Here is a 16,439-nt window from a genome sequence, read left to right as displayed (position 1 = left end):
GTTCCGTTCGGACTTGCTGCTGGATTCGCGACCTGCGGGAAGAAACTTGCGCCGCACACCTGCGGTGGGGCTTCCTATTGTCGTCAGGCTATTGTTCACTGTTTGTTGCGCCCCGTCTGGCGGGGTGCGGGGTTTCAGGGGCGTTCGGATTGAAGCGGATCGTGGCGATCGGCCTGCTCTGCGCCGTCTTGGGCGGAGCGTCGGGCGCGCAGGCGCAGGCGCCGGTTCCGGCGGTCCAGCCGGACCCATCAGTGCGCTACGGCCAGCTTCCTAACGGGCTGCGCTTCGCCGTGGCCAAGCATGGCGTGCAACCGGGCGCGCTCTCGCTCCGCCTGCTGGTGGGCGTGGGCAGCTACGACGAGGCCGACGACGAACGCGGCGTCGCCCACTTCGTGGAGCACATGGCCTTCAATGGCACCCGCCGGTTTGGCGAGGACCAGCTGGAGAGCGTGTTCGCGCCGCTTGGCGTCGGCTTCGGCCGCGACCACAACGCGTTCACGTCCCAGGTGGGGACGAGTTTCCACCTGGATCTGCCCTCTGCCGACGTGGCGCGGCTGACGCCGGCCTTCCAGTGGCTGCGCGACGTCGCCGACGGGATGGTGTTCGATCCGGCGGCGGTGAACCGGGAACGCGGCGTGATCCTCGCGGAGCGGGAAGCGAGGCTCGAGGCCGACGACGCCTGGCGGGAGCCATTGGCGGATTTCCGCTACCGCGGCCTGCGATCGCAGACGCGCCAGCCGATCGGCGCCGTCGAAACCGTCCGCGCCGCCGACGCCTCGCGGCTGAGGGCCTTCTACGACCGGTGGTATCGACCGGAGAACGCCATGGTGATCGCCGTTGGCGACCTCCCGGCGGAGCGCCTGGAGGCGCTGGTGCGCGAGGCGTTTGGCGACTGGCGGGGTCGCGGCGCGGCCGGGGTGCGCGCGCCGCGCCAGGGCTCGCTGGACGTCCGGGGGCCGGAGTACCTGTTCGACGTCCATTCCCACGCGCCGTTCGCGGCGAGCGCCTGCCGTGTTCAGCCGCCCCGGCCCGGGCGCGGTACGCCGGCGGCGTTGCGCGACGAGCTCGCGCAGGCCCTCTGGATGACGGTTCTGGACGCCCGGCTGGCGGCGCGGCAGGGCCGGGACGTGCTGAGCGCGCTCACGACGGGGGAGACCCGGCCGGACGCGCGCGTGGTCTGCGTCGAGGTCAGCCCATCCGCGGGGCGGATGGGCGAGGCGATCGCGGCGGTGACGGCGGAGCTCACCCGCTTCCAGCAGGAGGGCCCTACGGAGGCGGAGATGGAAGCCGCGGTCGGCCAGTTGCGCGCCTCCCATCGGGGCGCCGTGACCCAGGAGGCCACGCTGCGCCCTGAGGAACGGGCCGATGCGTTGATGGGGCAACTGCTGGACGGGCCGCCGGGGCCCTCGGCGCGGGAGGCCATGCGGGTGTTCAACCTGATGGCCGAAGAGCTGACTACGGCCGATCTGCACGCCGCCTTCAAGGCCGACTGGGCCGGTTCGGGACCGCTGCTGGCGGTCACGTCAAAGGAAGCGGTGGACGAGGCTCTGGTGCGCGCAGCCTGGGAAGGGCGCCACGGCCCCGTCACGGCCGCGAAGGGTGGGGCGACGGGTCAGCGTACGACCGTCTGGCCCTACGAGCGGTTCGGCCGCGATGGCCACGTGGTCCGCCGCGAAGAGGTCGGGGAGCCGGGATTTGTGCGATTGGCCTTCTCGAACGGCGTGACCGTCAACTTCAAGCAGACGCGGAGCCAGGCCGGTCAGGTGCTGGTGCGCGTCAAGTTCGGCGCGGGCCGTCGGGAGATCCCGGACCGGGACTTCCAGCTCGCGCTGTTCGGCGCGGCCTATCTCAAGCAGGGCGGCCTCGGCCGGATCTCCTACGACGATCTCGCTGCGCTGACCCGGGCGATGGAATGGGACGTGGACCTCAAGGTTCGGGATCGGGCCTTCGAACTGGACGGAAAGACTTTCGCCACCGGCCTCGAGGCCCAGCTGTCGTTTCTCGCGGCCTATCTGACCGACCCGGGGTTTCAGCCCGTCCTCAATGGTCTGGCTCCCGTGCTCACGGACCAGACGATCCGCAACGTGCGCGCCGATCCTGGCCAGGTCACCTTCATGGGCCTGGACGAGGCGATCGCGCCCGGCGCGCCCATCAACCTTCCGCCGCCGGAGGTCCTGCTTGCGGCGCGCAACACCGACTTCGCGCGCGTGCTCAAGCCGGTCCTGACGGGAGCTCCGCTGCAGGTCACCATCGTCGGCGATGTGAAGGAGGCGGCGGTCGTGGACGCCATGTCCAGGACCCTGGCCGCCATCCCGGCCCGCCGGGACGGATCCCGGCAGCGGGCGGACACCTGGTACCGCCGGTTTCCGGCCGCCGCGCCCGGGCCGATCCGGCTGACCCACCAGGGCGCCGCCGACAAGGCCATGGTGAGCCTGTTCTGGCCGCTGTTCGTCGGCGCGCCGGATCGCCGGCGGGAGGAGTATGCCCTTCGCCTCGTCGGAGCCGTTTACGAGGACGCCCTGCGACATGCGGTGCGCGAGCGGCTCGGCATGACCTATGCGCCCGCGGCCGGCGCGGCGGTGTGGGATCATGGCGACCAGGGCTATTTCTGGGTGTCGGTGGAGACCTCGCCGCGCGACCTCGAGCGCGTGGAGGCCGAGGTGCGGGCGCTTGGCGCACGCCTGGCGCGGGGCGAGATCACCCAGACTGAACTCGAGGCGTCCCGCACGCCGCTTCTCGCGGGCTGGCGGCGGCTGCAGGACGACAACGACTGGTGGCTGGACGTGCTGAGCGCGGCCGACCAGCCCGAGGAGATGCACGCCCTTCTGAAGGCCCGGGACACGGTGGCCTCGCTCACCCTCGAGGAGGTGCGCGCGGCCGCCACGCGCTGGCTGGCGCCGCCGCCGATCCCCGTGCTGGCCCAGCCGGCCCAGACCAAGGAGCCGAAGACATGAACCGTCTCAAGACCGCCGGCCTGGCGGCCCTCCTGGTGTTCGCCGCCGGGGGCGCCCGCGCCGCAGATCTCGCGGACTGCCGCGACACGGCCAAGCCCGCCGCCGCGCGCATCGTCGCCTGCGGCCGGGTGATCGACACGGCCGGCGCGAGCGAAGAGGACCGTGCCGAGGCCCGGGTGCACCGCGCCGCACAGCTCGCCCTCGACGGCAAGTTCCGTGAGGGGCTGGCGGATGTCGATGCGGTCCTGCGAATCGTCCCGGGCGACGTCGACCTGCTCGGCCTGCGCGCCGCCATCTACTACCGCATGGGCGACGCCGCCGCCGCGCTGCGCGACGCCCGGGCCGCCTTGAAGGCGCAGCCAAAGCACGAGCTGGCGCTCCGGATCCAGGCGAAGGCCCATTATCTCGCCGGCGACCTGGCGAGGGCCGAGGCTGGGCTTCGCGGACTGCTGAAGCAGGTTCCGAACGATGCCGACGCCATGGAGGCTCTGGCCTTCGTCCTCAACGACCTGGACCGGCCGGAGGAGGCGATGCCGCTGCTGGACGCTGTGCTCAAGGGTCCCGAGCCGACCGCGACCGCCTATTACCTGCGCGGCGCGCTGCTCTCCGCCAAGGACCAGGCCGAGCGCGCGCGGGCCGACGTCGACCGCGCCATCGAAATGGACGCCACCGATCCGAGGTTCTTCTACCTGCGCGGCGACATGAGGTTCGCCGCGGGCGACCTGGCCGGCGCGCTCGAGGCGTTCCGCGACGGGCTGAAGATCGCCCCCAAGGACCCCGATCTTCTGGCCGCCGAAGGCGTGGTGCTGCGCGACATGCAGCGAGCGGATGAAGGAATGAAGTCCTTCGACGCCGCGCTCGCCATCGACCCGACCCACCGGACCGCCCTGCTGAGCCGCGCACGCAGCTGGCAGGAGAGCGGCGAGACGGAGAAGATGCTGGCCGACCTGCGCACGGCGCTGGCCACAGATCCGCAAAGCGCCGATCTGCACATCCAGATGGCGTTGGGCTACGAGTTCGCCGGGGATCTTGCCGCGGCCCGCCGGGAGCTGGACGCCAGTCTAAGGCTGGAGCAGGCCAATGCCGACGCCTTGGCGCAGCGCGGCCGGGTGTTGCATGCGCTGGAGGAGGACAAGGCCGCGCTGGCGGACTTTCAGACCGCGCTGAAGCTGGCTCCGACGTCCGCCTTCGCCCTTCAGGAGCGCGCCCGGTTCTATCTCGACACCAGCCGTCCGGCGCTGGCCGAGGCCGACCTGGAGGCGGCGCTGAAGGTGACGCCTGACAACGCCTCGCTGCTGTACGACCGCTCGCGCGCCTTTCTCGACCAGGATCGGCACGATCGGGCTCTCAAGGACCTCAACCTGGTCATCCGTCTGGCCCCGGAGACCGCCATCGCGCACATCCAGAAAGGGTACATCTACGGCGAGCTCGGTGACTTCACCTCCGCGCTCCAGGCGCTGGACGCCGGACTCAAGCTCGATCCCAGCTACGCCAAAGCCTTCTGGTGGCGGGCGCAAGCCAAGGCGGCGCTCGGCGACGCGGCGGGGGCGCGGGCCGACAAGGCCGAGGCGCTCCGCCTGGATCCCCAGGCGGGTGAGAACGAAAAGCCGGTCGAGGCCGACGCCTAGTGGCTGATCCGCGGGCGAAGCTTGTACTGGCCCTCGCGGAAGGACTCGAACAGCAGCTGGGCCTGGGGGTGGCCCACGGGCTGGCCGGAGTCGTCAGGGACGAGGTTCTGCTCGGAGACGTAGGCCACGTAGGAGCTGTCGTCGTTCTCGGCGAGCAGGTGGTAGAAGGGCTGGTCCTTGTGCGGCCGGATGTGTTCCGGGATCGACAGCCAGTATTCCTCGGTGTTCGCGAACATCGGATCCACGTCGAAGATCACGCCGCGGAAAGGATAGACGCGGTGCCGCACGACCTGGCCGATGGCGAATTTGGCGAGTTGCGCGTTCATGGCGACGAATCTAGCGCCCTTCTCCTGACCGGAAGGTGAACGTACCGCTCACCAAGCCGTGTTGAAAGCCCGCGCCTTCCGGCGCGCGAAACCGCTTGCTACAGTCGCCCCCGAAGTGAGGCGCGCGTACGGGCGACGCCTGCGAAGGACGGATGCGGTCCATGAACGAGGCGCCGAGCGCGCCCGGCGCACAGTGGCGTGGCCGGGACAGGTCTGCGGGTGACCCGCCCTGTTACGCCGCCCTGGACCTGGGCACCAACAACTGCCGACTGCTGATCGCCACCCCGGCGGGACAGAGCTTCCGGGTGGTCGAAGCCTATTCACGGATCGTCCGGCTGGGCGAGGGGCTGGACCAGAGCGGCCGGCTGTCCGACGTGGCGATGGAGCGGGCGCTGGCAGCCCTGAAGGTCAGCGCCGAGAAGGTGCGCCGCCGCCGCGTGGTGCGCCTGCGCGCTATCGCCACCCAGGCCTGCCGCATGGCCGAGAACGGTCCCGCCTTCATCGACCGGGTGTTCGACGAGACCGGCATGCGCCTGCAGATCATCAGCCCCCAGGAGGAGGCCCGCCTCTCGGTGCAGGGCTGCCTCAATCTGCTCGACCGGTCCGCGGACGCGGCCCTGGTGGTCGACGTGGGCGGCGGCTCGACCGAGCTGTCGTGGGTGGAGCTGAGGGACGCCCCGCCCACCGGACTCCCGCCGATCCGGGCGTGGCTCTCCGTGCCAATCGGTGTGGTGACGCTGGCCGAGCGCTATCCGGAGGACGAGGACGCCACCGAGGCCTGGTTCCGGCGGATGGTGGAGGCCGTGAAGGGCGAGATCGCCGCCTTCCGTCGCGCCGACCCCATGCGCGAGGTGTTCGACGCCGACCGCGCCCACCTGGTGGGCACCTCGGGCGCGATCACCAGCCTGGCCGGCCTGCACCTGAACCTGATGCGCTACGACCGCAGCCGCGTCGACGGCATCTGGATGAGCCGCGACGAGTGCGACGCCGCCGCCGGCCGGCTGCTCTCGCTGAACGCCCGCCAGCGCGCCGACCAGCCCTGCATCGGCCCCGACCGCGCCGACCTGGTGCTGGCCGGCGCGGCGATCCTGCAGGCCGTGCAGGAGCTCTGGCCCTGCTCGCGGGTGCGCGTCGCCGACCGTGGCCTGCGCGAGGGCATCCTCCTCTCCCTGATGGCCGAGCGCGGCGGCCGGCGCCGCCGCAAGCGCCGCCCGCGCCGCGCAGAGGTCGCCGCATGACCGAGCCTCCCCGCAAGCGCATGGTGAAGCCGCCCACGGGCGGCAGCGACGAGGGCCGCGCCAAGCCGGCGCGCCTCAAGACGGCCTGGAAGCGCACGCCCTCCCAGCAGGCCTGGCTGGAGCGCCAGATCAACGATCCCTTCGCCGCCAAGGCCCGCGCGCTCGGCTACCGCAGCCGCGCGGCCTTCAAGCTGGAGGAGATCGACGACCGCTTCCGGCTGCTGAAACCGGGCGCCCGCGTCGTCGACCTGGGGCTCGCCCCCGGCGGCTGGACGCAGCTGGCCCTGCAGCGCGGCGTGACCCAGGTGGCCGGCGTCGACCTCCTGCCGGTGGATCCGCTGCCGCCCGCCCACATCCTGCAGATGGATTTCACCGACCCCGCCTGCGGACCGAAGCTGATCGAGCTCCTGGGCGGCCCGCCCGACGTGGTGCTCTCCGACATGGCGCCCAACACCGTCGGTCACCGTCAGACCGATCACCTGCGGATCGTCGGACTCATCGAAGCGGCCGCCGAGTTCGCTATCGAGGTCCTGAAGCCCGGCGGCGCGTTCGTGGCCAAGGCCTTCCAGGGGGGCGAGACCGCCCAACTGATCGGCGAGCTGAAGCGGCACTTCACCGAAGTCCGCAACATCAAGCCCAAGGCGAGCCGGGCGGACAGCTCGGAGGTCTACCTCGTGGCGACGGGCTTCAAGGGCGGCCGCTGAACCACCCGCGGCGCCGGGGCTTCGGCCACCAGGGCGCGGTAGGCTCGCCAGCTCGCCAGCCCCAGCCACGGGAAGATCAGGATCATGCCCAAGAACCCGGTGGCCACGCAGATCCCCACGAGGAGCGCGATCAGCACGGCCCAGAGCAGCATCGGGCCGGGATTGCGGCTCACGGCCCGGAAGCTGCTGGCGGTGGCGGCGAACATGTTGGCGGCCGGGTCGAGCAGCATGGGCGCGGAGACCACCACCATCGTGAAGGTGAAGAAGGCCAGCGCCCCGCCCACTACGCTGCCGGCCATCAGCATGTTGTGGCCCTCGGGCGTGCGCAGCGCGAAGTCCACGAACTCCGGGGCGGTGTGGTAGAGCCGGTAGGTCGACAAGCCGTAGACCACCTGCGCGATCCGGCCCCAGAAGAAGTAGATCAGGAGCAGGGCCAGCCCCAGGTAGGCCACGTCCTGGCGCAGCGCCGTGCGCACCAGGAGGATGTCGGCGAGCTTCGGCCGCTCCCCCATCTCTAGCCGCCGTCCGGCCTCGTAGGGCCCCATGGCCAACACCGGGGCCACGAAGACGAAGCCGAAGGTGAGCGCCAGCACCCAGAAGGCGGCGTTGGTCACATAGATGCCGTAGGCCAGGGCCGCGCTGCCGGCCGCCACGAGCAGACCGTACGTCAGCAGGGGCAGGGGCGCGCGCCATAGATCCAGCCAAGCGCCGCCCAGCCAGCGGAAGGGGTCCAGAACCCGGATGTCGTTGATCGCCGGCAGGCCGCCCTGCGTCGCCATTGAATGTCCTCCCTTGCCCCCGGCGCCGGTGGCGCGGAGGTCCCCTTGTGCGCGGAAGCGTCACCGTGGAGGTTCGGCCCGGCCTTGATCTGGATCAAGTCCCCGGAGGCTGCGGTGTCTTGCCGCCTTCCGCCACGAGCCAGGCCCGGAAGCGCTCCAGCGGCCGACTCGCCGGGCCGGGGGCCTGGAGAATGGCGAAGGCGCTCTCGGAGCGGCGGAAACCCAGCGGCGCGACGAGCCGGCCGGCTTCGACCTCGGTGGCGCAGAGCGGCCAGGAGACGATGGCGGCCCCGAGCCCGGCGATCGCCGCGTCCATGGCGAAGTGGACGTGGGCGAAGGGCCGCTCGGCGGCCGGCGGCAACTCAACCCCAGCCAGTTCGGCCCACACGGGCCAGCCCTCCGGATGGGTGGTCGCGCCCAGCCGCGGCGCGCGAAGGGGATCGTCGGCGTAGCGTCCGGCGAGCTCGGGCGACATCACGAGCCCCAGCGCATTGCGGATGAACGGCGTGCAGCCGGGATCGGAGAGCCGGCTGGTGGGCACGATCCGCACCACGGCCTGAGCGCCGCGCTGGGCGGTGGCGTGGGCGGCGAGCTCGGAAAGGTGCAGGCGGACCTCGGGGTGCGCCGCCTGGAAGCCGGCGAGGCGCGGGATCAGCCACTTCACCGAGAGGCTGGCGTTCACGGCGATATGCAGGTCCTCGCCGGCGCCGCGCACTCCGCGGACGGCCCCGGCGATCTGGTCGAAAGCCTCGGTGAGAGCAGGGGCCAGCTCCCGGCCGGCGGCGGTCAGCTCCAGCCGGTTCTTCGGCCCGGCGAACAGCCGCACGCCCAGGTGGGCCTCGAGCGCCTTCACCTGCCGGCTGACGGCCGAGTGGGTGACGTGGAGCTCCTCGGCCGCGAGCGTCACCTTCCCGGTCCGCGCCACCGCCTCGAACGCGCGCAGCGCATTCAGCGAGGGCAGGGATGCCGATGTGAGTTTATCGAACATAGTGGTTCGAATAAGTCGATTTTCTCCAAACGACAACTCCGGCACTTGCTGGCCATGGAAGGCGCGACGTCCCCCGATCGGCCAAAGAGCCTGGTGGTGCTGGGCTTCGGCGCGGGCCAGATCGTCGCCTTCGCCTCCAGCTTCTACCTGATGGGCGTCCTGGGCGACGCCGTCGCCGGCGACCTGGGGCTGAGCTCCACTTTCGTCTTCGCGACCGTCTCCCTGTCGCTGGCGGTCCCCGCCCTGCTGGCGCCGGCCGTCGCGCGAAGGATCGACGAGGGCGGCGGCGCGCGCACTCTCCTGTCGTCGCACCTGGTCTTCGCCCTCGGGCTCGCGCTTCTCGGCTATGCGCAGAACGCCGCCGGGCTGGCGGCCGCCATGCTGGTGATGGGCCTCGGCATGGCCTACGGCCTGTCGCCGACGCCCTTCGCCATCCTCGTCCAGCTCTACGGGGAGGCGGCCAGGCGGCCGATCACCGGCGTCGCCCTGATCGGCGGGCTGGGCTCGACGCTGGGGTGGCCGCTCACCGGCTGGCTGGCGGAGACGGCCGGCTGGCGGGGCGCCTGCTTCACCTGGGCCCTGGTTCATCTGGCGATGTTCCCGCTGATGAGCTGGATCTGCCCGCCGACGCCGGGCCGCGGCCGCGCCCATGCCGAGGCGCAGCACGGCGAGGTGCGCTGGGACCGCCCCATGGCCCAGCTCGCCGTGCTGTTCGCCTGCGCCTGGTTCATCTCCACCTGCATGAGCGCCCACCTGCCGAGGCTGCTCACCCACTTCGGCCTGCCGATGAGCAGGGCGGCGGCGGTGGCGGGCCTCGTGGGGATCGCCGCGGTCGCGGTGCGCTTCCTCGAATTCACGGTCCTGCGCCGCCTGCCGCCGCTCGCCACCACGCGGGCGGCGACCCTGACGCACCCGGCCGGCGCCGTGGCGTTGGTCGCTGGCGGCGGGCCGGCCGCGCCGCTCTTCGCGCTCGGGCAGGGGGCCGGCAACGGCATGCTCACCGTGGCCAAGGGCGTCCTGCCGCTCAGCCTCTACGGACCGCGGAGCTACGCCTACCGGTCGGCCCTGATCGGCCGGCCCGCCATGGTCGCCCAGGTCGCCGGGCCCGCGGTGTTCGCGGTGGTCCTCGACGTCTCGGCCGCCCTCGCCCTCGTCCTCACCAGCGCGCTGTGCCTGGTGATGTTCGCCATGACCTTCGGCCTCGTTCCCGCGGCCCATCGCGCCAGGAGACCCGCTTTCTCATGACCGCACCGTTCACGGCCCTTGCCCCCACCGGCCCCGACCGCCTATACCCGCGCCGCAAAACGGAGAGTCTCATGGAGATTCGCGAAGGGCTCACCTTCGACGATGTTTTGCTCGAACCCGGCGCATCCGAAGTGATGCCAACCCAGGTGGATGTCGCCACCAGGTTCACGCGAGAGATCAAGCTCAATATCCCGCTCGTGTCCGCCGCCATGGACACCGTCACCGAGAGCCGGCTGGCCATCGCCATGGCCCAGGCCGGCGGCATGGGCGTCCTGCACCGCAACCTCACGGTCGAGGAGCAGGCCGACCAGGTGCGCGAGGTGAAGCGCTACGAGAGCGGCATGGTCATCAACCCGCTGACCATCCATCCCGACACCCCGCTGTCCGAGATCCGCGAGATCAAGGCGCGCCGGAAGATCTCCGGCTTCCCTGTGGTGGACGAGGCCGGCAAGCTCTGCGGCATCCTGACCAATCGCGACATGCGCTTCGAGGGCAGCGGCGAGGTCCCGGCCAAGGCGCTGATGACCACCGAGAACCTGGTCACGGTGAAGGAGGGCGTCGGCCAGGCCGAGGCCCGAGAACTCCTGCGCCGCCACAAGATCGAGCGGCTGATCGTCGTCGACGACGACTACCACGCCGTCGGCCTCATCACGGTCAAGGACATGGAGAAGTCCGAGGCCTATCCGAACGCCGCCAAGGACGCCCAGGGCCGCCTGCTGGTCGGCGCCGCCTCCACGGTGGGTGACGCCGGCTTCGAGCGGTCCATGGCGCTGGTGGACGCCGGCGTCGACGTGGTGGTGATCGACACCGCCCACGGCCACAACGCCGACGTGGCCCGCGCGGTCGACCGGGTGAAGCGCGAGAGCAACCGGGTCCAGGTGGTCGCCGGCAACGTCGCCACCTACGACGGCGCGCGCGCCCTCATCGACGCCGGCGCGGACGCGGTGAAGGTCGGCATCGGCCCGGGCTCGATCTGCACCACCCGCATCGTCGCCGGCGTGGGCGTGCCCCAGCTGACGGCCATCGCCGATGCGGTCCGCGCGGCCCGCGACAGCGACGTGCCGATCGTCGCCGATGGCGGCATCAAGTACTCCGGCGACCTCGCCAAGGCGCTCGCCATGGGCGCCTCGGTGGCCATGATGGGCTCGGTGTTCGCGGGCGTGGACGAGGCTCCTGGCGAGGTGTTCCTCTACCAGGGGCGCTCCTACAAGGCCTACCGCGGCATGGGCTCCCTGGGCGCCATGTCCCAGGGCTCGGCGGACCGCTACTTCCAGAAGGAGGTCTCGGCCCTGAAGCTGGTGCCGGAGGGGATCGAGGGGCAGGTGCCGTACAAGGGCCCCATCTCGCCGATCCTGCACCAGATGGTGGGCGGCCTGCGCGCGGCCATGGGCTACGTGGGGGCCGCCGACATGGTGCAGTTCCGCGAGCGGGCGCGGTTCATCCGCATCACCGGCGCGGGCCTGCGCGAGAGCCACGTCCACGACGTGATGATCACGCGCGAGGCGCCCAACTATCCGAGCCCCGCCTAGGGCGCTCCCTTCCCGGCGACGGGCGAGGCTGAGACGTGGAACTGAAACGCCCGGGCGCTGCGGCGGCCGCGGTCCTTTGCTGGTGATTTGAATGCGCGACGGCGGACGCCTGGCGGCGGCCATTGAGGTCCTGGAGGACATCGAGACACGGCACAGGCCCGTGCGTCTCGCGCTGAAGGCCTGGGGCGACGCGTCCCGCTACGCCGGCGCGAAGGACCGGGCCTTCGTCTCGGGCCTGGTGCTCGACGTCCTGCGGCGCCGCCGCTCGCTCGGCTGGCGGATGGGGGAGGAGAGCGTCCGCGCCGCGGCGTTGGGCGCGCTCAGGTTCCTCTGGGACTGGCCGCTGGAGCGGATCGCCGAGGCGGCCGGCGAGGAGCCGCACGGTCCGGGGCGGCTCACCGAGGCCGAGCGCACGGCGCTGATGCACCCACGCGACCTGGCCGAGGCCCCGCCCGCCGTCCAGGGCGACTATCCGGACTGGCTGGACGCCTCTTTCGCTCGCGCCTTCGGCGCGGATCGGGCGGCGGAAGGGGAGGCGCTGTCCCATCGCGCACCGGTGGACCTGCGGGTGAACCTGCTGAAGACCGACCCGCAGCGGGCGCTGAAGGCGTTGCAGCCGCTGCACGCCGAACCCGTCGAGGTGCTGGAGACGGCGCTGCGCATGCCCGCCCTCGATCCCACCGCCCGTTCCGGCGCGGTGGAGGCGATCCCGCAGTTCTCCAAGGGCTGGTTCGAGGTCCAGGACCTGGGCTCCCAGCTCGCCGCGTCGGCGGCCGGCGAGGTGAAGGGCAAGCAGGTCCTCGATCTCTGCGCCGGCGGCGGCGGCAAGACGCTCGCGCTGGCCGGGGCCATGGGCAACACGGGCCAGATCTACGCCTACGACTCCGACGCCCGGCGCCTGGCGGACACCATCCGCCGCGGCGAACGGGCCGGGGTGCGCAACCTGCAGATCCGCTCGCCCGTGAACCCCGAGCCTCTGAAGGGGCTGGAGGGCAAAATGGACGTGGTCTTCCTCGACGCCCCCTGCAGCGGCACGGGCTCCTGGCGCCGGCACCCGGACACCAAGTGGCGGCTGACGCCCGAGACGCTGGCCCGCCGGATCGCCGACCAGGACCAGGTGCTCGACGACGGCGCGGCCTTCGTGAAGCCCGGCGGCCGGCTGGTCTACGTCACCTGCTCGATCCTGCCGGAGGAGGACGAGGACCGTGTCGCCGCCTTCCGCGAGCGCCATCCGGAGTTCCAGGTCCGCCCGGCCACGGAGGACCCGAAGCTCGCCGATCGGCTCACCCCTGACGGCTTTCTGCGCCTCACGCCCCGCACCGCCGGAACGGACGGCTTTTTCGTCGCCGTGCTGGAGAAACCCCGCTAACGGAGCCCCATGACCGACACCGCCCACACCGACCACGAGCGCGTCCTGATCGTCGATTTCGGCAGCCAGGTGACCCAGCTGATCGCCCGGCGGCTGCGCGAAAGCGGCGTCTATTGCGAGATCCACCCCTACGACAAGGTGGACGCCGCCTTCCTCGAGCGCTTCGGGCCGAAGGCGATCATCCTGTCGGGCGGCCCGGCCAGCGTGCACGAGGACGAAAGCCCGCGGGCGCCGCAGCGGGTGTTCGAGATGGGCGTCCCGGTGCTGGGCATCTGCTACGGCGAGATGACCATGTGCGCCCAGCTCGGCGGCGCCGTGGAAGGCGGCCACGACCGCGAGTTCGGCCGCGCCGAGATCGCCATCCAGCTGGAGAGCCCGCTGCTCGAAGGGCTGGGCGAGCTCGGCCACACCGAGACGGTCTGGATGAGCCACGGGGACAAGGTCACCGCCATTCCGCAGGGGTTCGAGGTCGTCGCGACCTCGCCCGGCAGCCCCTATGCGGTGATCGCCGACGAGGGCCGGCGGTTCTACGGCATCCAGTTCCACCCGGAGGTGGCCCACACGCCGCGCGGCGCGCTCATCCTGCGCAACTTCACCCACCGGATCGCCGGCCTCACGGGCGACTGGACCATGGCCTCCTACCGCCAGGAGCAGATCGCGAAGATTCGCGCTCAGGTCGGCGACGCCAAGGTGATCTGCGGCCTCTCGGGCGGCGTCGATTCGTCCGTCGCCGCCGTCCTGATCCACGAGGCCATCGGCGACCAGCTCACCTGCGTCTTCGTGGACACCGGCCTGCTGCGGAAGGACGAGGGCCAGCAGGTCGTCACCATGTTCCGCGACCACTACAACATTCCGCTCGTCCACGTTGATGCGGCTGACCTTTTCCTCGGTCAGCTCGAGGGCGTCACCGACCCCGAGACCAAGCGCAAGACCATCGGCCGGCTGTTCATCGAGGTGTTCGACCGCGAGAGCGCCAAGATCGAGGGCGTCGAGTTCCTGGCCCAGGGCACGCTCTATCCCGACGTGATCGAGAGCGTCTCGGCGAGCGGCGGCCCGTCCGTGGTCATCAAGAGCCACCACAACGTGGGCGGTCTGCCCGACTATATGAAGCTCAAGCTCGTCGAGCCCCTGCGCGAGCTCTTCAAGGACGAGGTCCGTGCGCTCGGCGTCGAGCTCGGCCTGCCGCCGCAGTTCGTCGGCCGCCACCCGTTCCCGGGGCCGGGGCTGGCCATCCGCATCCCCGGGGAGATCACCCGCGAGAAGGTCGCCGTGCTGCAGGCCGCCGACGCCATCTACCTGGACGAGATCCGCAAAGCGGGCCTCTACGACACCATCTGGCAGGCCTTCGCCGTCCTGCTGCCGGTGAAGACCGTCGGCGTGATGGGCGACGCCCGCACCTACGAGCACGTCCTGGCCCTGCGCGCCGTCACCTCGACCGACGGCATGACGGCCGATTTCTTCGAGTTCCCCTGGGAAGTCCTGGGCCGCTGCGCCACGCGCATCATCAACGAGGTCCGCGGCGTGAACCGGGTGGTCTACGACGTCACCTCCAAGCCCCCCGGCACCATCGAGTGGGAATAGGCCCTCAGGGCTCGGCGGGCGGCGGCGGGCGCTTTTTCCGCACCGCCCATTCGGCGTAGTAGCGCGTCTTGGCGTCGATCAGCTCGAGGGCGGCCTTCAGATCGGCGATCTTCTCTTCCACGGCCTGGCGATGGGCCAGGAGAAGCGCCTGGCGGTCGCCCAGCGTCCGCCAGCCGGCGATGGAGAGTTCGGTCAGCCGGCGCATCTCGGCCACGGACATGCCCGTGCGCCGCATCCGCTCGAGGAAGATCAAGTGGTCCAGGTGCTCGGCCTCGTAGACGCGCCGCCCGCCCGCGTCGCGGCCGACGCGGGGGATCAGCCCCTGCGCCTCGTACCAGCGGATGGTGTGCACGCTGCGGCCGCAGCGCCGGGCAAGGCCGCCGATGTGGAAGCGGTCGCTCATGCCGGCAGGGGCTCCAGCACGGCCTCGGCCAGCGCGCTGTCGAGGTATTCGCGCACCTCGGTCATCTTCCCGTCCTTCATCCGGATCACGAAGCAGTAGCGGTTGTCGTAGCGCTTTCCGCTCTTCAGCGTCACCGCACCTTGGGCCTCGACAACCACGTGATCTCCGTCGGCGAAGATGCCGGTGGCGGTGTTGGTGTAACGGTCGGCGTACTGCCGGCGCAGCGGCAGGAAAAGCTCGTCGCGGGCGGCCGCCTTGCCGCGGTGGACCTTGCCCCAGACGCCGTTCGTCATCGGCCGCCAGACGAGGTCGTCGGCGAAGGCGTCGTAGAAGGGACCGCTGTCGCCGCGCGCCATGGCTTCCATGACTCCGGTGACGATGCGCTTGTTATCGATCTCGCTCATGTGACTGGTCTCCAGATAGAACCAGCCACGGAGGAAACGGCCTAGAGCATTCTCTAGGTCAAGAGGGCGCCCCATGCCCACGCGACGTGTCGTCTATTTCGCCCTGCAGCCGGACCCGCCCGTGGCGACCGCCGCCGTGCGGCTGGCGGCGCGCCTCGCCGCGGAAAACGGCCTGGGCGCCGCGCCCGTGCCCGCCGGCCGCCTGCACGTCTCGCTGAACGGCCTGGGCGAGGACCCGGACGAGCGCTCGGTGGCCCGGGCCTGCGACGCTGTCTCGGCGCTCCGCGTCCCGCCGTTCCGCATCGCCTTCAACCGGGCGGGCAGCTTCGCGGGCGCGGGAAAGCGGCCGCTAGTCTTGTGGGGCGACGAGGGCGTCATCGGGGTCGAGCGCCTGCACGCCGCGATCCACCTCGCGCTCGCCGGGTGGGGCCTCGCGCCCGGCCGTGTGCGCGCCTTCGAGCCGCACATGACCCTGCTGTGGACGGACCGCGAGGTGGCTCCGGCCTGGCTGGAGACGCCGCTCGCCTGGACCGCGCGGGCCGTCGTCCTCCTGGAGAGCCTGCAGGGCGTCGGGCGCCAGTCGGTCCTCGGTCGCTGGCCGCTCGCCTAGATCTTGGCCGGTTTCTCGATCTCGTAAATGGCTTCGCTGATCTGCTCGAGCTTGGCCTGCAGGATCGCCTGGGCGTCCGCGAGGCCCTGGTTGTAGAAATGCGGTCCCATCTTCTCGCTGATGAAGTCCAGGAACAGGATCGCGTCCATGCCGCCGATCTCGACGTCCAGCTCGTCCTTGAGGTAGCGGGAGAGCGTCCGGACCAGCGCCTCGCGCACCGGCTTCTCCAGTTCGATCCTCGCCATCCGCCCAATCTCCCGGGAGCCTGCCTTGACCGCCACCCTCTACGGCATCCGCAACTGCGACACGATGAAGAAGGCCTGGACCTGGCTCGACCAGAACGGGATCGCCTACGCCTTCCACGACTACAGGAAGCAGGGGATCGACCGCGCCACCCTGGAGGGGTGGGTGAGGCAGGTGGGATGGGAGCCGCTGCTGAACCGGTCGGGAACCACCTTCCGCAAGCTTCCCGACGCCGAGCGCCAGGACCTCGACCAGGCCAAGGCGGTCCGGCTGATGCTGGAGCAGCCCTCGATGATCAAGCGGCCGGTGCTGGAGGCCGGCGGGCGGCTTCTCGTCGGCTTCCGGCCCGCGGAGTATGAGGCGCTCAGAGCCTGACTGTCTTGACCCTGCATCCAAGCGTAGCCTCGGCGGCGACTAGGGGTGAGAAGGGCAGGGGAA

16 protein-coding genes are annotated in these 16,439 nt (G+C 71.1%); 10 read left to right on the top strand and 6 right to left on the bottom strand.

Annotation, left to right across the window (positions count from 1 at the left end; all coding sequences use genetic code 11):
* The first annotated feature begins 149 nt into the window (after positions 1-149).
* Positions 150-2,954, top strand: coding sequence for a M16 family metallopeptidase (locus tag VM685_RS12890; RefSeq protein WP_325460563.1), 2,805 nt, complete (start codon positions 150-152; stop codon positions 2,952-2,954).
* A 35-nt stretch (positions 2,955-2,989) separates the two neighbouring features.
* The gene (locus VM685_RS12885) at positions 2,990-4,582 is read left to right on the top strand and encodes a tetratricopeptide repeat protein (RefSeq protein ID WP_325460562.1); all 1,593 of its coding nucleotides are present in this window, start codon (positions 2,990-2,992) and stop codon (positions 4,580-4,582) included.
* On the opposite strand, the gene hspQ is transcribed toward VM685_RS12885, so the two are convergent.
* The gene (gene hspQ / locus VM685_RS12880; protein ID WP_325460561.1) at positions 4,579-4,908 is read right to left on the bottom strand and encodes a heat shock protein HspQ; all 330 of its coding nucleotides are present in this window, start codon (positions 4,906-4,908) and stop codon (positions 4,579-4,581) included. The two genes, VM685_RS12885 and hspQ, sit on opposite strands and share 4 nt — an antisense overlap.
* Before the next feature lie 161 nt (positions 4,909-5,069).
* On the opposite strand from hspQ, the gene VM685_RS12875 reads away from it, so the two are divergent.
* Entirely contained in the window at positions 5,070-6,146 is a 1,077-nt protein-coding gene (locus VM685_RS12875) for a Ppx/GppA phosphatase family protein (RefSeq protein WP_325460560.1), read from the top strand.
* Complete coding sequence (locus VM685_RS12870; protein ID WP_325460559.1) at positions 6,143-6,850, top strand: RlmE family RNA methyltransferase; 708 nt, start codon at positions 6,143-6,145, stop codon at positions 6,848-6,850. The genes VM685_RS12875 and VM685_RS12870 overlap by 4 nt, the downstream gene beginning before the upstream one ends.
* On the opposite strand, the gene VM685_RS12865 is transcribed toward VM685_RS12870, so the two are convergent.
* Together VM685_RS12865 and VM685_RS12860 are read right to left on the bottom strand one after the other, a co-directional pair.
* Positions 6,814-7,629 carry a DUF2189 domain-containing protein gene (locus VM685_RS12865; protein ID WP_325460558.1) on the bottom strand — a complete coding sequence of 272 codons (816 nt, stop codon included), beginning with the start codon at positions 7,627-7,629 and terminating at the stop codon, positions 6,814-6,816. The genes VM685_RS12870 and VM685_RS12865 overlap by 37 nt on opposite strands.
* Positions 7,630-7,723: 94 nt before the next feature.
* Positions 7,724-8,617, bottom strand: coding sequence for a LysR family transcriptional regulator (locus VM685_RS12860; RefSeq protein ID WP_325460557.1), 894 nt, complete (start codon positions 8,615-8,617; stop codon positions 7,724-7,726).
* 54 nt (positions 8,618-8,671) lie between these two features.
* Between VM685_RS12860 and VM685_RS12855 the strand changes: the two genes are divergently transcribed.
* From VM685_RS12855 to guaA, 4 genes are all read left to right on the top strand, one after another.
* Entirely contained in the window at positions 8,672-9,862 is a 1,191-nt protein-coding gene (locus tag VM685_RS12855; RefSeq protein ID WP_325460783.1) for an MFS transporter, read from the top strand.
* A gap of 71 nt (positions 9,863-9,933) precedes the next feature.
* Positions 9,934-11,391 (top strand): IMP dehydrogenase, encoded by a 1,458-nt coding sequence (gene guaB / locus VM685_RS12850; protein WP_325460556.1) that lies wholly within the window; start codon positions 9,934-9,936, stop codon positions 11,389-11,391.
* 91 nt (positions 11,392-11,482) lie between these two features.
* Entirely contained in the window at positions 11,483-12,760 is a 1,278-nt protein-coding gene (locus VM685_RS12845; protein ID WP_325460555.1) for an RsmB/NOP family class I SAM-dependent RNA methyltransferase, read from the top strand.
* Between the two features lie 9 nt (positions 12,761-12,769).
* The gene (guaA, locus tag VM685_RS12840) at positions 12,770-14,341 is read left to right on the top strand and encodes a glutamine-hydrolyzing GMP synthase (protein WP_325460554.1); all 1,572 of its coding nucleotides are present in this window, start codon (positions 12,770-12,772) and stop codon (positions 14,339-14,341) included.
* Positions 14,342-14,345: 4 nt separating this feature from the next.
* Here the strand turns inward: guaA and VM685_RS12835 are convergent, their stop codons facing one another.
* Both VM685_RS12835 and VM685_RS12830 read right to left on the bottom strand, forming a co-directional pair.
* A complete protein-coding gene (locus VM685_RS12835) occupies positions 14,346-14,744 on the bottom strand; it encodes a MerR family transcriptional regulator (RefSeq protein ID WP_325460553.1) in 399 nt (132 codons plus the stop codon).
* The gene (locus VM685_RS12830; RefSeq protein ID WP_325460552.1) at positions 14,741-15,148 is read right to left on the bottom strand and encodes a nuclear transport factor 2 family protein; all 408 of its coding nucleotides are present in this window, start codon (positions 15,146-15,148) and stop codon (positions 14,741-14,743) included. Before VM685_RS12830 ends, VM685_RS12835 begins: the two co-directional genes overlap by 4 nt.
* A 73-nt stretch (positions 15,149-15,221) precedes the next feature.
* On the opposite strand from VM685_RS12830, the gene VM685_RS12825 reads away from it, so the two are divergent.
* Positions 15,222-15,758, top strand: coding sequence for a 2'-5' RNA ligase family protein (locus VM685_RS12825; RefSeq protein ID WP_325460551.1), 537 nt, complete (start codon positions 15,222-15,224; stop codon positions 15,756-15,758).
* On the opposite strand, the gene VM685_RS12820 is transcribed toward VM685_RS12825, so the two are convergent.
* Positions 15,755-16,003 carry a DUF2164 domain-containing protein gene (locus VM685_RS12820; RefSeq protein ID WP_325460550.1) on the bottom strand — a complete coding sequence of 83 codons (249 nt, stop codon included), beginning with the start codon at positions 16,001-16,003 and terminating at the stop codon, positions 15,755-15,757. The genes VM685_RS12825 and VM685_RS12820 overlap by 4 nt on opposite strands.
* A gap of 25 nt (positions 16,004-16,028) precedes the next feature.
* On the opposite strand from VM685_RS12820, the gene VM685_RS12815 reads away from it, so the two are divergent.
* The gene (locus tag VM685_RS12815) at positions 16,029-16,376 is read left to right on the top strand and encodes an ArsC family reductase (protein WP_325460549.1); all 348 of its coding nucleotides are present in this window, start codon (positions 16,029-16,031) and stop codon (positions 16,374-16,376) included.
* Positions 16,377-16,439: the final 63 nt, after the last annotated feature.

The organism is Phenylobacterium sp. (assembly GCF_035539035.1).
Taxonomy (GTDB): Bacteria; Pseudomonadota; Alphaproteobacteria; order Caulobacterales; family Caulobacteraceae; genus Phenylobacterium.
Note: the sequence above shows the minus strand (reverse complement) of the source record. Positions and strands in the feature narration are given on the sequence as shown.

Coding starts and splice junctions, on each gene's coding strand:
- VM685_RS12855 (WP_325460783.1), top strand. CDS start 8,672: ATGGAAGGCGCGACGTCCCCCGATCGGCCAAAGAGCCTGGTGGTGCTG.
- VM685_RS12835 (WP_325460553.1), bottom strand. CDS start 14,744: ATGAGCGACCGCTTCCACATCGGCGGCCTTGCCCGGCGCTGCGGCCGC.
- VM685_RS12865 (WP_325460558.1), bottom strand. CDS start 7,629: ATGGCGACGCAGGGCGGCCTGCCGGCGATCAACGACATCCGGGTTCTG.
- VM685_RS12860 (WP_325460557.1), bottom strand. CDS start 8,617: ATGTTCGATAAACTCACATCGGCATCCCTGCCCTCGCTGAATGCGCTG.
- VM685_RS12845 (WP_325460555.1), top strand. CDS start 11,483: ATGCGCGACGGCGGACGCCTGGCGGCGGCCATTGAGGTCCTGGAGGAC.
- VM685_RS12825 (WP_325460551.1), top strand. CDS start 15,222: ATGCCCACGCGACGTGTCGTCTATTTCGCCCTGCAGCCGGACCCGCCC.
- VM685_RS12870 (WP_325460559.1), top strand. CDS start 6,143: ATGACCGAGCCTCCCCGCAAGCGCATGGTGAAGCCGCCCACGGGCGGC.
- VM685_RS12830 (WP_325460552.1), bottom strand. CDS start 15,148: ATGAGCGAGATCGATAACAAGCGCATCGTCACCGGAGTCATGGAAGCC.
- VM685_RS12875 (WP_325460560.1), top strand. CDS start 5,070: ATGAACGAGGCGCCGAGCGCGCCCGGCGCACAGTGGCGTGGCCGGGAC.
- VM685_RS12820 (WP_325460550.1), bottom strand. CDS start 16,003: ATGGCGAGGATCGAACTGGAGAAGCCGGTGCGCGAGGCGCTGGTCCGG.
- guaB (WP_325460556.1), top strand. CDS start 9,934: ATGGAGATTCGCGAAGGGCTCACCTTCGACGATGTTTTGCTCGAACCC.
- guaA (WP_325460554.1), top strand. CDS start 12,770: ATGACCGACACCGCCCACACCGACCACGAGCGCGTCCTGATCGTCGAT.
- hspQ (WP_325460561.1), bottom strand. CDS start 4,908: ATGAACGCGCAACTCGCCAAATTCGCCATCGGCCAGGTCGTGCGGCAC.